Genomic DNA, 16,055 nt, shown 5'->3' on the forward strand with positions numbered 1-16,055 from the left:
TAGCTGCGAAAGAAAAAGGTAAAAAAGAGGGAATGATTTGCTTATATCGGAAAAAGTGCCTTTCTTTGCCTTATAAAACTTCAGGCTATTTATGTGCACAAAAAACGCTATTTTATTATTTAATATCTTTTTTATCAATCTGATATTTGATAAAATGGCGTATTCACACACACACACACACACACGAAATATAGTAAATATTTCGGATTAATCCAAATTTCCAGGGTCTTTTTTTTAGAAAAAAGTTACTTCGCCCTTCGGGCAGTTACTTCGTGCTTCGCACAGTTACGAGTTACAAGGGATAACTTGCGAACTGCTGTACGGCTTTGCCCCTACTCGTCACTCGTAACTTGTAACTCGTCTACTAAAAAATATGCTTGTGTTAATGTCAGGGGTATTCACCCCATTTCATCCCGTCTTCTCCGTGAGGAGAAGCGGGACTTTTCAGTTAACAGTGAGCAGTCATCAGTCAACAACAAAATCCATGTAGGGGCGAAACATCGTTCGGCGAAGCGTAGGCGAGCCAAATATCGTTCGCCCGCAATATCCGACATATACGGGGCAATGTTTATTGCCCCCTACACGCAAATCGGCAAGAAATCCCTTGTATCCACTCGGGATGACAATAAAGCTATTGGCTATCAGCTAATGGCTAAAAGCTATAAAAATTTACTAATTATCAAATTAATACTATTATGAACAGAACTTTGACACAGGCTATCATTATATTTATAGCCTTATTTACAGCAACAGTCAGCCTACAAGGACAAGTGACCATCGGCAGCGGAGGAAAACCCGTAGACGGCGCTCTATTAGAGTTAAAAATGGATGGCAATACCACTAAAGGGTTAGCAATGCCTCGCGTAAGTTTAACTGATACAGACAAACTATTTCCTATGTTCGATGGTATCAGTGGTATAAACTATACTCAAGGTAGCAAAACCTACGACAAAGCCACTGAAGATGCCAATCATGCGGGATTAGTAGTTTATAATACTACCAATTGCGATGGAAAGTTCACCAAGGGGATTTATCTATGGAATGGCGATCAATGGATTCAAATATTGAACAAAGAAATCTTAGCGACCCCTTCCTTTTCTGTTACAGGTATTGCGAACGACTTTGTAGATATCCCCAGCGGATTAGATGTAAGAGGAACAAGTATTCCTGCTATCAACTTGAATGTAGCATTCACTGGAGATGGTGCTACTTTTACCCCGACAGGGAATTACACAAGCTATGCTAACATGTTTGCTACTATGCCGACATGGACAAGCGGAACAACACAAAACTTGACCGTATCACCTGATAACTATACCCTGCAAGCAAACAATATGACTAATACCGACTTTCCTAATATTACATCCACTAATCCATGGCAGAGTCGCCAATGGCAGTTAGTCTACAATATCCCAGCGAATGATTGTGGTCCTGCTGCTAACAAAACTATCACCCTCAATCAGACCAACTATGTCCTGAAAGTGAATAATTCCTTTACCAATACACAGTTTGCATATACAACTGCCATAACAGGCAACTTCAATGTACAAGGAAACGCTACATGGAAAACAACTACAACAGGGACTTCTGGACTAGTGAATATTACTCCTACAACAGGAGGTGCCGACCTAAAAAACAGCACTAATAGTACACAAAACGTTCAATACTCTGCCGGAGCAGGAAATCATTATAATATTGCTGATATCACTTTTGGTGACACCCAAACTCCCAAGCGATTCAAAGATGTAACCGTCTCTTTTATCCATTGTAATACTACCGGCAATGACCCGACTTTGGAAGAATGGGCACAACGTGCCGGCTTTACATCTACTGAAATCGCCAGTGTACCAGCAGGAGGCACTCATGCTAAAACTCAGCCAAACGGCATACAATTACATCGGGATCAAGATGGCAATATTTTCCTCTCAGGGTTATTTGGCACACAGCGTTGGATGCTCAATAATCTGGCAGCGACCTCTTATGCTCCTGCACCGGGTCCGGGACATACACAAGGGCGTATTTTAACTCCAAGTTATAACAGTCAGAATAATACTGCCAATTACGGCTACCCCAATTTACAAAACAATACAACTAACACAGCTACCCTTTTCAACAGCAACAAGCGATTGGGATTGCTATATAACTGGGATGCTGCTACCGCTGGAAAAGGTGGAGCTCCCGGACTAGCCATCTCCAATGATAATGAACCGGCAACACCGACACCAACACAAGGTATTTGCCCTAATGGTTGGCATTTACCGAGCGATATGGAATGGACTGAGTTAGAACAGGAAATAAACGCTAATACGAGCAGATACAGTGTCCTCGAAGATGCAAACGGTACTATTACTGTTGGCGCAACCGGTTTGCGAGGTGCAGCCTCTGGTGGTCACGGTGAGGCGATGAACAACCCTTGCCCTGCACCTACTCAATCCATATATGGCACCAACGGTAAAAGTAATACCATCAACAGCATCGCTACGATAGCTCCCGGCTTCAACAACTTATTTGCCGGAGAGGCTGCCAATAGTAAAAGCGGCAGTTACGGCAATTATGGGATATTTTGGACAGCGAGTGGTGTAAACACTTCCAATTACCAAGCATGGGCTCGATATTTAAAATATGATAAAACGCAGGTTCATAGAGGTTCAATGCAACGATTCTATATGTACTCCGTCCGCTGCATAAAAGATTAAACGATATAAATCAACTTTATCTATACAGGGAGAAGCCGGAGAGCGGTTTCTCCCTTTTACGTTTTTTACAGTTAAGTAACAGAAAAAGTGACCACACAAAAAACACGTTTTTTTGTACCAAAAAACAAGCTTAACTCACTCATAATAAAGACAAAAAGAAAACAACCACTGGTACAAAAAGTGGTACAGAAAAGCGACAGTTTTGAGGCTTTTTAGGGGCAGTTTAAAGATCCTTGTTTTCGGGGTTAGATTCCACTACAACCACTTCGGGCGCGGGTGTAGCTTTACGTTTGCGAAGGAAGATAAGTTGAGCCACTGTGCCGACCACTCCAGCAGCCAGTACAATATAGCGTCCTTTACTGCCGGCATCGAATATGACAAAGGCCGAAAAGCAAACCATACACCACATGATGCCGATAGATACCAAGCGCGCTTTGAGGGGAAGCCCCTGCCCTATGCGATTCAGGTAATAGCCGGTAACTTTATTCTCGCGCAGCTTCTGATGCAGTTTTGGCGAACTTTTAGCGAAAAGGAAAGCCGTGAGCAGGATGAAAGGAGTGGTAGGCAACCCGGGGGTGACTATACCAATCAATCCTAAGGCCAAAGAAATAAATCCTGCCAGTATGTAGATATATTTTAACATTTTCCGTAAACCTCTTCGAAGCGTTATCCACAAAGAAACAAAAAAAATCGATAGGAAGAAAACAGACGGATTGTTAAAAACTTTTCCGGCAGGATTTTTGTTTATGCGCATATCGTCGTATCTTTGCGGCAACTTTTCGCAGGGCATGCTGATAAGCTAAGCGTAGATGAAGATGCCTTGTTCCCAAAACATGGGAGGGTTTGGCGTAGTATCCCAAAGGACTTCTCCAGACTTTAGTGAAAACCTAATAATTATTTTATGAAGTATTTCATGTATTTTTTGATTGCAGGCGCAATCCTTATAGGATTAGTCGCGGCAACGTCAAAAACTACAAAACCTTCGGAAGGTATTTATCCGGGAGAACTGTTCCCTTCAATCGACAGTTTGAAAGATGACAAGGGAGCGATTATTAATCTTACTGATTTGAAAGGACAAAGACTGTTAGTGAACTTCTGGGCTTCGTATGATGCCAATTCACGCAAGGAGAACGTTCTGATGTCGCATGTGATTGACATAGAAAATTATCCGGTAACAATGGTTTCTGTATCCTTCGACAAGAGCGAAAAGGTATTCGGAAAGACAGTCGTAACCGATGGCACGGGCAACTCTGTGCAATGTTGGGCTGACGAAAATCTTCAATCGGAACTAACAAAGCTCTACCGGCTCGAGAAAGGCTTCAAAAGCTATCTCATCGACGAGGATGGAAAAATCGTGGCGATGGATGTAAATGCCGGAAACCTGAATCAGTATTTGAAAAGAATCTAAAAAAAACTACTTAATTTTAAAACGCTTTATCTATATACAGGTAAAGCGTTTTTATTGTTTTTTTAATTCACTTAAACAACATATTAACAAAATAATATGTAAACTTGTATTATTAAAAATATCAATAACAGGATGACACAAAACCAGCATATAAATCCCGAAAAAGGCGTTATAGCCAAAACGCTCGACTGGGCTTACTCAAAAGCCGTCACCGGTTTCACCGGCGTAGATTCGGCATACGAACTGGCTCACAATTATATAGACAAAGGTGGAACACTCGAAGAGCAGGTGGATTCGCTTATCCGCTGGCAAACGGCCAAAAGTGCAGCAAGCGGCTTCGTTACAGGCCTTGGTGGACTTATCACGATGCCCATCACCGTTCCGGCTAATATTGCCAGTGTGATATATGTACAGATACGGATGATATGTGCTATCGCCTATATGGGTGGGCACGATATACGCGACGACAAGGTGAAGACGTTTATCTATCTGAGCATGGTCGGTAACGGCGCGAAAGAGCTTATCAAAAATTTGTCTATCAAAGTAGGCGAAAAGATATTGATAAAGACATTAGCCTCCATCAATACGAAAGTGACAGCCAAACTCGCCGTGAAAATCGGAGAGAAAAGTGCCGCTTCGGCAGGCAAGGCAATTCCTTTGCTGGGAGGCATTATCAGCGGAGGATTAGATGCCGCTTCGACACGCATTGTAGGGAAAATGGCCAAACGGATATTCATCGACCGCAGGAAAGAAACGCAGGAAATAATCGAGATTATGCCTTCCGAAGTAGAGGATGTGCAAATGATAACAGAATAAACTAACCGATTCATAATAAAAAATGCTTAATTTTGTGGTGATTATTCAAAATTAACAACAACTTATTATGAAAAGATTATTATTAGCATTCGCTTTAGTGCTTTCATTCAGCCTCGCGGCAAACGCACAATTTGGAAAACTGAAAGTCAATAAAAAAGCTGTCGATGCTGTCAGCAAGGGGGTACAATCGTTCACACTGACCGATGCCGAACTGAAAGGGTATGCCGACCAGGCTACCAAGTGGGAAGACGAACACAATCATGTATGCAGGACTACAGACGAGTACGAGAATACAAAAGCATACGCCGAGCGTCTCGAAAAAATCGTTGCCAATGTTCCTCAGGAACTGATAGCACAATACGATTTGGACATAAAAGCATATCACGTAACAGATGTCAATGCTTTTGCCCGCCCCAACGGAAGCATCCGTATATTCACATCATTGATGGACCTTATGACCGATGAGCAGATTTTAGCGGTGATAGGGCACGAAATTGGTCACGTTGTAAACAAGGACTCCAAAGATGCTTTTGTGGCTGCCTTGAGAATGTCGGCACTCAAAGATGCTGCCGGAGCAGCAGGAGGCGCAACAGTAGCAACATTGAGCGATTCGGATTTGGGAAATCTGGCTGAATCGTTGGGAAATGCCCAATTTTCGCAGAAACAGGAAAATGCTGCCGACGATTACGGCTATGAATTCCTAAAGAAATGCGGTAAAGATGCTTCTAATATGGCATCGTCATTAAATGTCTTACTGACTTTGCAAGTAGAAGCGGGTGCGCCGGAGAATAGCAAATTCAACAAGCTGTTTTCGAGCCATCCTGATTTGAAAAACCGCATTGAACGGCTTAACAAGAAGAAATAAAAAGGGAGAGTTCCTATAATTAAAGAAGCCGAATTAAAAGTAATCTTTTAACTCGGCTTTCTCTTTTGGGTGGAAGACGGGGCTCGAACCCGCGACCTTCGGAACCACAATCCGACGCTCTAACCAACTGAGCTACAACCACCATATTTTGCGTTTGCGGTGCAAAGATATGTATTTTTCTTATATCCGCAAGATTTCTGCAAGAATTTTTATCTATAAAATAGATATAAAGCTACTTTATAAGCTCCGTATATGAAATGGGATCTCCCAAATAGTAATGAGGTTGCTTGTCTAAGAAGATTTCTTTGAAACTTTGCTTTCCCGGCTTTATCTCGTATAAGCGCTTCCGGAAATCATAATAAATACCATTCAGCGATTCGAGCGACTCTACGGGTTTATAGTCATACTTTTTATATGACGCGCAGGAAGCAAGCAGAAACAGAACCAAGATGGAAAGAACAGTCTTTTTCATAACATCATTAAAATAAAGGTACTTCCCATAATAACAATTATTTCACAAATATATTGCAAATGTTAAAGTATCTAATCCGGTTTAAACTTTCATCCAAAATGCAACTCTAAGAGTATGAAACAAATAAAAACAATAGATCATGAAAAAAGTATTTATAGCAACATTATTATTGGCAGGAATCTCGTTGGCATCATTGGCACAAGTAAAGGACAATCCTAAACGTAGCGACCGCAAGCATCCGGCAAAGGAGCTAAACCTCACCGAAGAGCAACAGCAGAAAATGAAGGAATTGAGAAAAGATTTCCGGGAGAAAAGCAGTGAGATGGCTCAAGAGCATCGCAATGCGATGAAGCAAATACTCACACCCGAACAGCAAAGCAAATGGGAGGAAATGCAAAAGAACCGTCCCAACAGGATGCAAAGAGGTGAAATGGCCAACAAGAACCGCCATAACAAAGACTTCAGGAAAGGGGGCATGCATCATCGCCACGATGGCAGAAAAGGAGACTTTGCACGCCACGGAAACAGGCATTTCGGAAAGAGAAACCTAAGCGATGAAACGCTTTCGCAATTAGATAAATTAGAAGATAACTTCTTCCAGCAGAAACAAACAATAAAAAAGAGCAGAATAGCTCCCGAAGAGCAAAAGAGACAACTCTCGGAATTACGTACTAAATACAGAACAGAGCGCATGCAGCTAATCAAAGATTCGCAGAAGCAACCCGAAAATGACACGAACTCGTAATCAATTGCTCTTCGTTCTATAATAATGCAAAGGGTGCAAACCAACCGGTTTACACCCTTTATCGTTTTCATCTCGTTATGGAATTGGAATTATTGTAAGCGGAAAACGATAGGCAAATTGAAATAGACAGCTACGGCATTACCATTCTGACGTCCCGGAATCCATTTCGGCATCGATTTGACAACCCTTACAGCTTCGCGGTCGCAGCTCGGATTAATACCTTTCAGTACGGTTACGTTAGAGATGTTACCATTCTTGTCTACAACGAATCGAACTGTTACACGTCCATGAATACCTTGCTCTTGTGCATCCATAGGGTAATTCACATTTTTTCGCAGATAACGGTTCATTTCCGTTTCGCCACCCGGGAAAACAGGCATTGTCTCTACAAAATCGTGAATCTTTTTCTCCGGTTCTTTCGTAACAGCAAGGTTCTCTTTCAGGGTAGAAGGATCTATCGCAAACTTACTGGTAGAACCGTCCAAAACATTGACTTTCCCTACTAATCCGCCAAATTCTTTGATTGTACTCTGTGGCTTCATTTCTTTATCAGGGTCGACATTCTCAACAATACGCGGAGGTGTGAACGCAATTGTTTTGGCTATTTCTACTTTCATTTTAGGCTGCTCCATTTCCGGTTCGGGGATATCTACTACAGGTGGTTCTATCACTACATCTGTCATTATGCGAGGCTCGTCAATTCCACTAACATACTTGGTTGTTGCCGCTTTTATTGTGCTTACCAACATCGGAAGCACCGCAATAGCTATCGCAAACAAAAAAACGACACCAAATGCCAGCAAATGCCGCTTGGTTGATGACTGGCGCAAAGCGTAAGCACCGTATGCTTTATTCCGTTTATCGAATACCATATCGCACCACTCTGAAGATTCGATGTTCATATACTTTTTCATAGCTGTATAATTTTAATAGTTCAACAATTATTTATCTTTTACCTAATAGATAGTTTAATCGCTAAAATTCCATAAAGACATTAGGATTTTTTGTTTTTTTCCTCGTTTTATGTCATTTATAGGGTATAAAGTATTATTTTTGGGAGCGAAAAATTAACATGGGAATGTCTGATTCAATAGTTATCATACCAACATATAATGAGAAGGAAAATATCGAAGCAATTATAAAAGCGGTATTTGCGCTTCCTCATGCTTTCGATATTCTCATCATCGACGACAACTCGCCCGACAAAACAGGCGAAATCGTCAAAGACCTCCAAAAACTATTCCCCGAGAAGCTGTATCTGATAGAACGCGAAGGCAAACAAGGCTTGGGAACGGCATACATTGCCGGATTCAAATGGGCGCTACAACGCAGTTACCAATACATATTCGAGATGGATGCCGATTTTTCGCACAATCCGGCCGATTTGCCACGCCTGCATGAAGCATGTACCTCCCAAGGGGCGGATGTTGCCGTAGGTTCGCGCTATTACAGCGGAGTGAATGTTGTCAACTGGCCTATGGGCAGGGTACTGATGTCTTACTTTGCATCCAAATATGTGCAGTTTATCACGTGTATGAAAATACAGGATACCACAGCCGGATTCGTTTGCTACCGGCGCGAAGTGCTGGAAACAATCGATCTGGACAATATCCGTTTCAAAGGATACGCCTTTCAGGTGGAAATGAAATATACAGCCTACTGTCTGAAATTCAAGATAAAAGAAGTTTCTATCATATTTGTCAACCGCATCTACGGCGAGTCTAAAATGAATTCGAGCATATTCCGCGAAGGCGTCTTCGGTGTTGTAGCATTGCGAATACGCAAAATGTTAGGACGAATCAAAGCAAAGAAACAGCAATAACCATGAAAATTATTTGTGTAGGGCTGAATTATCACGCACATATACAGGAGAGTAATCAAGAAATATTGCCTGTAGAGCCCGTTCTTTTCATCAAACCCGATTCGGCTATTCTGCATAACGACAAGAATCAATTCTATATACCAGACTTCACTTCCGACGTACATTACGAGGCCGAAATAGTAGTCAGAATAGACAAGATGGGCAAAAATATCGCCGAACGCTTTGCTCATCGCTATTACAAAGAAATAACAACAGGGCTGGATTTGACGGCAAGGGATCTGCAAACCGAACTCCGAAAGAAAGGATTACCATGGGAAATTTCCAAATCTTTTGATAATTCGGCTGTTATTGGTAACTTTGTGCCCAAAGAAAAATACGGAAAAGAGGTAACAAATCTGAACTTTCATTTGGATAAAAATGCCGAAACAGTCCAAAGAGCGAATACATCGGAAATGATACATACAATCGACCAGATTATCGCTTATGCCAGCAGATTTTTCACACTGAAAACCGGTGATCTGATATTCACAGGGACACCTGCCGGCGTAGGACGTATAGATATCGGCGACTGCCTGAAAGGTTATATCGAGGAAGATGAACTATTTAATATTCAGGTTTGTTAAAAATAAAGTATAAAAATAGAGGGAGAGAATACAATAAAAACGGAAATATTCAGTTTCATTATAGGACTGATTATACAGCTAAGAACAGAACAAGAAAAGAATTAAATAAAATAATAGAAACTACATGAAAGTTGCATTTAACAAAATCCTGATGACCGGAATATTATCGATAGCTACTATCGGCGGGTTATCAGCTCAAATCGGAACAGACAGTTACAACCCTATCCCCACAGCAGTGCCTTCGCTTACTATTGCACCCGACGCGCGTGCCGGAGGTATGGGAGACGCCGGAGTAGCAACAGCACCGGACGTTTATTCACAATACTGGAACCCTGCAAAATATGCCTTTTCGCCCGACAAAGCGGGCGCAGGGCTCGGATATACTCCTTGGTTGAAGAAAATTGTAGACGACATATACCTTGCCTATGGCGTGGGATACTATAAAATAGGTTCGGGTGACAATCAGGCTATCAGTGCCTCTATCCGCTATTTCTCTATCGGCGATGTGGAACACACTTCGATGGAAGGGGCGAGCGGAATTTTCGGCGGAGAAATATTCTCTCCATACGAGTTGGCTGTTGATGTCAGCTACTCGCGCAAACTGACAGAGACTTATTCGATGGCCGTAACATTGCGTTATATCCACTCGGATTATTCAGGACCGACTGGAGATGATGGCGAAGCTGACGGCGTTTTCGCTGCCGACATTGCCGGATATAACGAATCGTATATAAACCTCGGACAATCGGAAAGTTTGTTAAGCTTCGGATTCAATATCTCTAATATCGGAGGTAAGCTTTCGAACAATGGCGGAGCATCCAACAACTTTATCCCGACTAACATGCGTCTGGGTGCATCGTTGATGTATCCATTGAGCGAAGTGAGTACTATCTCGGCGAGCGTCGATTTGAATAAATTATTAGTACCTACCCCACCAATCAAAGGTGACAACGAAGACCCTCTCGATTATGCAAAAAGGGTTGATGACTGGCGCGATATTAACTCTATTTCGGGTATCTTCAAATCATTCGGTTCGGAAGATGGCGGATTCTCTGAAAAATTGAAAGAGATAGCAGTTTCTGTCGGTGCTGAATACGACTACAACGACCAGTTCAAAGTGCGTGCAGGATACTTCCACGAAAACAAAATGAAAGGTAACCGCCGCTACTTTACTTTCGGTGCAGGATTCAAGATGAAATCCATCCAACTGGATGCAGCCTACCTGCTTTCGACAGTAAATCAGAACCCGTTAGACCAAACCCTTCGTTTCTCATTGGCATATAATTTTGCATCTAAATAATGAAAATACGTGTAGGATTCGGTTATGATGTACACCGTTTGACCGAAGGCCGCGAGCTATGGCTCGGTGGCATCAAGATAAATCATACAAAAGGACTATTAGGACATTCCGATGCGGATGTCCTAATTCATGCTATATGCGACGCTATATTGGGTGCCGCTAACATGCGCGATATAGGCTACCATTTCCCCGATACAGCAGGCGAATACAAAAACATCGACAGCAAAATCCTGTTGAAAAGGACTGCCAAACTAATCGCCGAAAAAGGCTATACAATCGGCAATATAGATGCAACCATCTGTGCCGAAAAGCCTAAAATCAACCCGCATATACCGGCCATGCAGCAGACGATGGCAACTATACTCGGTATATCCGAAGAGGATATTTCTATCAAGGCCACCACTTCCGAGAAAATGGGATTCGTAGGACGCGAAGAAGGTTTCGCGGCCTATGCCGTAGTGCTGATTCAAAAAGAAGATTAAAACAGCTATGAGGACAGAAATCGAGCAGACGGCAGATGGTTCTCATACGCTTTTTGTTCCCGAACTGGATGAGCATTATCATTCGGTCAACGGAGCTATACAGGAATCGACGCATATCTTTATCAATACGGGCGTGAACCATTGCCCGAAAAAGGATATCCGTATCTTCGAAGTCGGTTTCGGCACTGGGCTAAATGCTTACCTGACAGCATTAGAAGCCGAAAAGCAGCAAAAAAAGATACACTACACCACAATCGAAGCATATCCCCTACCCTCAGAACTGACGGAAAAACTCAACTACGCCCGGCAAATAGATAAATCTACCCAAGGCTTATTTGACAAGCTGCATACCGCCGAATGGGAAAAGGATATACAAATACTGCCCTATTTTATCCTGCATAAAATTGAAGCTGATTTTAAAAGCTTTCGGCTGAATGAGTTGCACGATATAGACCTTGTTTACTTCGATGCTTTTGCTCCTGACAAACAGCCGGATATGTGGTCGCAAGAGATATTCGACCTCCTATATCAAATCATGAATAGAGGCGGAATACTCGTAACCTACTGTGCCAAAGGAGTTATTCGTCGTATGATGCAGCAGGCAGGATTCACGGTCGAGCGTCTGCCCGGCCCTCCGGGAAAAAGAGAGATGTTGCGGGCGACGAAAGAATGACTTCTCAATAAAAATTGTATTTTTGTTGTATCATTGATAACAAATTTTAGTAACAACAAAACACCAAAACTATGGCAGGCTTTTTATCTAACATCTTCGGTAGCAGTTCCAAGAATGAGGAACAAAATGAAGTTGAATACTACAAAAAAAATCCGAACCCCGAACATTTGACAGACGAACAACTATTTGGCATTTCCTTAGGGCTTATCATCGGCGAGCTGAACGGCTTCTATGCCGACAGCCTCGATTCAGGAAAGAACGACCAATCACAAATCAATTTCATCAAAAATAGCTGGGGAATCGAAAATCACAACGACGCTATCTACTTTATGGAAGCGCGTCTGGGCGATAATGGGCATCGCCATATGTTCAATGCCTTGCTCCAGATAGAAATAGAACAGGATTGTGTCGATGCTGACGATATAGATTTAGAAGGGACACCTTTCGAAGAATGTCAGGAGGAAGCTATGGTACTGTTCGAGAATCTGGACGAAATATACGAAGAAGACGAATATTGGTTCGAGGAGCCGGAGGAAGATTTTGCTATCGGCGCCGATGCGTGGGATTTCGGGCGTGTAGTTTTCATTGCCCGCGCGACCTACTCGCTCGGCTACATCAGCGATAAAGAAGCTTGGCACTATATCGGCGAGGCTCTCCGCTTAGCCCGCCAGAAGTTTAATAACTGGGAAGATTATGCCAGAAGTTACATGCTCGGACGTGGCATCTGGGGAGGAGCAGGCGACGGCGACTGGATGAATATTTCGAACTTTGCGTCGGATGCTTTAGAAAACGAACAAAGCCCATGGATACGATTGGCTTGGTAATTTAAGTATAAAGATATAAGTGAAAATAGGCAATATAGAATTTCCTGAAAATCCGCTGTTTTTAGCACCCATGGAGGATGTGACCGATATGGGCTTCCGCTTGTTATGCAAACGTTTCGGGGCAGATATGGTATACACCGAGTTTGTCTCGAGCGATGCGCTTATCCGCCGTGTAAACAAAACCGAAGCCAAAATGGCTATTAGCGAACGTGAACGCCCTGTCGCCATACAGATATACGGGCGCGAAGTGGACGCTATGGTGGAAGCGGCTAAGATATGCGAAGAGTACAATCCCGATATATTGGATATCAACTTCGGATGCCCGGTGAAGAAGGTTGCCGGAAAAGGGGCGGGTTCGGGTATGATGCGAACGCCCGAATTGATGCTCGAAATCACCCGTGCTGTTGTGAAAGCGGTGAACATCCCTGTCACCGTGAAAACTCGTTTGGGATGGGACCATGAATCCAAAATAATTGTAGAACTTGCCGAACAGTTGCAGGATTGCGGCATACAAGCACTGACTATACACGGGCGCACACGTTCACAGATGTATACGGGAGAAGCCGACTGGACGCTTATTTCGGCTGTAAAGAATAATCCACGCATGCATATTCCGATAATCGGCAACGGTGATGTAACAACGCCTGAAATTTGCCGGCAACGATTCGACGAAACGCATGTAGATGCCGTGATGATAGGGCGCGGAAGTATCGGCGCACCTTGGATTTTCGAGGAGATGAAGCACTACCTCGAGACCGGAGAGTTATTGCCTAAAAAGCCATTTGCCTACTATCTGGAGATACTGAAAGATATGATTCGCGAGAATGTGAGCAATGCTGGCGAACGGGGCGGAATACTCCACAGCCGCCGGCATCTGGCAGCCTCACCCCTCTTCAAAGGGATAGCCGATTTCAAAAAGACACGGGTTGCCATGCTCAGGGCTGATACGGTAGACGAGCTATTCGCAATTATGGACGATATACCGAATAAGTTTGAAGTATGAAATACCACATAATAAGCATCATAGCTGCACTTTTTCTATTGTCTTCCTGTTCCATTTTGAACAAAGAGAAGTCTTCAGAAGAAGTAACTACCTACAAAATAAACAGTTACATCATCAACCCTTCCGAGAAGAAAATATATGTTGAAGGGATGATTGGAGGTAAAAGAAAAAATGAAGATGGTTCTGTCACGCATTGGGATGGTATTCAGGTAGTACAGGATAGGAGTATAAACTACAAAAAAACTAAACTGATTGTATTTGGGAGGTATATTAAGTTCAAAGAATACTTCAACCTATTAGACAGCCTGTCGGATGCGCGGTTTATATACGGTACATCCTACTTTACCGATGGCAAAAAAGTCTATGGCGAAAGATATGGAGAACTGGAAGAAATGATAGACATTTCGGAATATAAACGGATAAACGACTTCCTGTATCAAAAAAACGGCGAATTATATGCCTATAATCCAGATTCTTATGCCACCCAGATGGATTCTGTCATCGGACTCGAATATTTCGACACATCATCAGTCAAGCATATAGATAGACATTATTTTACGACTAAAGACGGGTTATATTGGTTAGGGTCGCACCTCGATTCGAAAGATCGCACCATGTTTTGGTCATACGATTCGCGACTATTAGAAAAGAATGAAGACGGAAACGGCGAAGCAATCACTTACTCTAACTATTTCACCTACAACAACTCAGTATATGCATATAATAGCTCCGAAATAAAGAGACTGGACTTAGATGCCAGCAAAACGAAAAAGATTATATTAGAACCTAACCGACCATCCAATTGGATAAGTGCGCTGCTCACCGATGGCAATAACACATACGAGTGTAGCGAGACAAGTGAGTTTTATCTTATCGATACTGCAAGGGTAAAACTGCCTGCAAATATAACCGGATGGATACCAATAATTTACCGTTCAGGATATTATAAGAAAGGAAAAGATTTATATATAGATGCGTGTGCCTCTGCAAGTGTAGATGGTTCTATCGTATGGACGCCCGACGGTTTTTATAATGTCATTAAAGATGGAAGATATGCCAAATACCTAATGATACCGGTAGGCAATATCTGGATTAAGAATTATGCAACCGGCGAATACGAGATAATAGATCATACTCAATATAAGCTATACAAGTCCAATTTCTACACATACAAAGGCTTACTTTACATCAACAACAGGCCGGTTGTGAACGACATAGATGTCGATAAATTGACCTATTTCAGTTACAATGGGAAAAAGTCTGCTTTTCTGACAGATGGAAAACACCTGCTATATGCCGATGGGAATTTCGGATATTCGGAAGAGAATAATACACAGAAACTTACCTTGCCTCTGCCCGACTTCAAGACATTGAGCGTAATTGAATATAATATACTTATCGACAAAAATTATATCTATAACGGAAGAAATAATACAGTCATCCCCCGCAAAAAATTAGGGTTCGAAGTGGTAGTGTATAAATAGTTCCATATTTTAACACAAATTTTGAGGCTAAAACAATAGAAATTACTATTTTAGACTGTACAAGTTGTACCTAATACCCTCTTGATATGAATAATCATAAGAAAGGATTTTTCAATAATCTCCTGCAAAAAGTAAAAAGCCTTTTCGGAAAGAAGAAACCGATAAAAGTTTATTTCGTTTCGGGGATGTGCAACCCATGCTCTGTCTTTGACGAAATAGTCCTCCCCGAAGGTTACGAGAAAGTATACATCGAATGGCTCATTCCGTACGAAGGCGAATCACTAAACGATTATGCCCGCCGTATGGCAGAGGATATAGATACAGCGCAGCCGTTCGTATTGGCAGGCTATTCGTTCGGGGCGGTTATCATACAGGAAATGAACAAATTCCTGACACCACAGAGAAACATTATAATGGCTTCCATGAAATCGTCCGAAGAAATCCCTACCCTTTTCAAAGTTGCTAAACGGGCACATTTTGTCGGCTTCGTTCCCAAATCGGTATTCGGCGCGACCAAGTTCGTCACCAATGTTTTTTCCCGCATCCTGTTCGATATGCCTCCGGAGCAGGTAGCAGCCTTGATGGTTCACACCGATCCGGTGTATGTGCGATGGGCGGTAGACCAGATTACGCAATGGCAACCGGAATCGGAATCTCCGAATACTTATCATATACATGGGACAAAAGACCAGATTTTCCCATATAAGCAGATAAAAATGCCTTACACCATAGAAGAAGCCGATCACCTGATGCCTGTGACACATGCCCGGGAAGTGAGCCGCTATCTGGCAGAAATATTTGCAATAAAGCAATAGAATAAGCCGAAAAGCAATCTGCATTTA

At 42.4% G+C, this 16,055-nt stretch carries 17 protein-coding genes and 1 tRNA gene; 14 read left to right on the top strand and 4 right to left on the bottom strand.

The window, feature by feature from the left end; all coding sequences use genetic code 11:
- The first annotated feature begins 695 nt into the window (after positions 1–695).
- Complete coding sequence (locus D0T66_RS01550; protein WP_163355249.1) at positions 696–2,696, top strand: FISUMP domain-containing protein; 2,001 nt, start codon at positions 696–698, stop codon at positions 2,694–2,696.
- Between the two features lie 223 nt (positions 2,697–2,919).
- Here the strand turns inward: D0T66_RS01550 and D0T66_RS01555 are convergent, their stop codons facing one another.
- Positions 2,920–3,339 (bottom strand): YbaN family protein, encoded by a 420-nt coding sequence (locus D0T66_RS01555; RefSeq protein ID WP_163355250.1) that lies wholly within the window; start codon positions 3,337–3,339, stop codon positions 2,920–2,922.
- A 258-nt stretch (positions 3,340–3,597) separates the two neighbouring features.
- Between D0T66_RS01555 and D0T66_RS01560 the strand changes: the two genes are divergently transcribed.
- The 3 genes from D0T66_RS01560 to D0T66_RS01570 all read left to right on the top strand — a co-directional run bounded on the left by D0T66_RS01560 (position 3,598) and on the right by D0T66_RS01570 (position 5,785).
- On the top strand, positions 3,598–4,104 hold the full coding sequence (locus D0T66_RS01560; protein WP_163355251.1) for a peroxiredoxin: 507 nt from the start codon (positions 3,598–3,600) through the stop codon (positions 4,102–4,104).
- A 132-nt stretch (positions 4,105–4,236) separates the two neighbouring features.
- Positions 4,237–4,920, top strand: a complete 684-nt coding sequence (locus D0T66_RS01565; RefSeq protein WP_163355252.1) for an EcsC family protein — start codon at positions 4,237–4,239, stop codon at positions 4,918–4,920.
- Positions 4,921–4,987: 67 nt separating this feature from the next.
- Positions 4,988–5,785, top strand: a complete 798-nt coding sequence (locus tag D0T66_RS01570) for a M48 family metalloprotease (protein ID WP_163355253.1) — start codon at positions 4,988–4,990, stop codon at positions 5,783–5,785.
- A 67-nt stretch (positions 5,786–5,852) separates the two neighbouring features.
- Here D0T66_RS01570 and D0T66_RS01575 read toward each other — a convergent pair.
- Both D0T66_RS01575 and D0T66_RS01580 read right to left on the bottom strand, forming a co-directional pair.
- Positions 5,853–5,928: transfer RNA gene (locus D0T66_RS01575), tRNA-His, on the bottom strand.
- A gap of 89 nt (positions 5,929–6,017) precedes the next feature.
- Complete coding sequence (locus tag D0T66_RS01580) at positions 6,018–6,257, bottom strand: hypothetical protein (RefSeq protein WP_163355254.1); 240 nt, start codon at positions 6,255–6,257, stop codon at positions 6,018–6,020.
- 139 nt (positions 6,258–6,396) lie between these two features.
- Here D0T66_RS01580 and D0T66_RS01585 point away from each other — a divergent pair, with 139 nt between their 5' ends.
- Positions 6,397–7,002 carry a Spy/CpxP family protein refolding chaperone gene (locus tag D0T66_RS01585; RefSeq protein ID WP_163355255.1) on the top strand — a complete coding sequence of 202 codons (606 nt, stop codon included), beginning with the start codon at positions 6,397–6,399 and terminating at the stop codon, positions 7,000–7,002.
- An 89-nt stretch (positions 7,003–7,091) separates the two neighbouring features.
- Here D0T66_RS01585 and D0T66_RS01590 read toward each other — a convergent pair whose 3' ends face one another.
- Complete coding sequence (locus D0T66_RS01590) at positions 7,092–7,916, bottom strand: energy transducer TonB (RefSeq protein WP_163355256.1); 825 nt, start codon at positions 7,914–7,916, stop codon at positions 7,092–7,094.
- Between the two features lie 158 nt (positions 7,917–8,074).
- On the opposite strand from D0T66_RS01590, the gene D0T66_RS01595 reads away from it, so the two are divergent.
- The 9 genes from D0T66_RS01595 (at position 8,075) to D0T66_RS01635 (ending at position 16,028) form a co-directional block, all read left to right on the top strand.
- Complete coding sequence (locus tag D0T66_RS01595; protein WP_185154801.1) at positions 8,075–8,824, top strand: polyprenol monophosphomannose synthase; 750 nt, start codon at positions 8,075–8,077, stop codon at positions 8,822–8,824.
- A gap of 2 nt (positions 8,825–8,826) precedes the next feature.
- Entirely contained in the window at positions 8,827–9,447 is a 621-nt protein-coding gene (locus D0T66_RS01600) for a fumarylacetoacetate hydrolase family protein (RefSeq protein WP_163355258.1), read from the top strand.
- A 124-nt stretch (positions 9,448–9,571) separates the two neighbouring features.
- Positions 9,572–10,747, top strand: coding sequence for a type IX secretion system outer membrane channel protein PorV (gene porV / locus D0T66_RS01605; RefSeq protein WP_255489674.1), 1,176 nt, complete (start codon positions 9,572–9,574; stop codon positions 10,745–10,747).
- Positions 10,747–11,229, top strand: coding sequence for a 2-C-methyl-D-erythritol 2,4-cyclodiphosphate synthase (gene ispF / locus D0T66_RS01610; protein ID WP_163355259.1), 483 nt, complete (start codon positions 10,747–10,749; stop codon positions 11,227–11,229). Before porV ends, ispF begins: the two co-directional genes overlap by 1 nt.
- A 7-nt stretch (positions 11,230–11,236) precedes the next feature.
- The gene (gene mnmD, locus D0T66_RS01615) at positions 11,237–11,902 is read left to right on the top strand and encodes a tRNA (5-methylaminomethyl-2-thiouridine)(34)-methyltransferase MnmD (protein ID WP_163355260.1); all 666 of its coding nucleotides are present in this window, start codon (positions 11,237–11,239) and stop codon (positions 11,900–11,902) included.
- Positions 11,903–11,973: 71 nt separating this feature from the next.
- A complete protein-coding gene (locus D0T66_RS01620; RefSeq protein WP_163355261.1) occupies positions 11,974–12,726 on the top strand; it encodes a DUF1266 domain-containing protein in 753 nt (250 codons plus the stop codon).
- A 19-nt stretch (positions 12,727–12,745) separates the two neighbouring features.
- Positions 12,746–13,729: a tRNA dihydrouridine synthase DusB gene (dusB, locus tag D0T66_RS01625; RefSeq protein WP_163355262.1), complete on the top strand. Its 984-nt coding sequence runs from the start codon at positions 12,746–12,748 to the stop codon at positions 13,727–13,729.
- Positions 13,726–15,213 (top strand): hypothetical protein, encoded by a 1,488-nt coding sequence (locus D0T66_RS01630; RefSeq protein WP_163355263.1) that lies wholly within the window; start codon positions 13,726–13,728, stop codon positions 15,211–15,213. Before dusB ends, D0T66_RS01630 begins: the two co-directional genes overlap by 4 nt.
- A gap of 86 nt (positions 15,214–15,299) precedes the next feature.
- The gene (locus tag D0T66_RS01635; RefSeq protein ID WP_163355264.1) at positions 15,300–16,028 is read left to right on the top strand and encodes an alpha/beta hydrolase; all 729 of its coding nucleotides are present in this window, start codon (positions 15,300–15,302) and stop codon (positions 16,026–16,028) included.
- The last annotated feature ends 27 nt before the right edge of the window (positions 16,029–16,055 follow it).

The organism is Dysgonomonas sp. 25 (assembly GCF_010501075.1).
GTDB lineage: Bacteria > Bacteroidota > Bacteroidia > Bacteroidales > Dysgonomonadaceae > Dysgonomonas.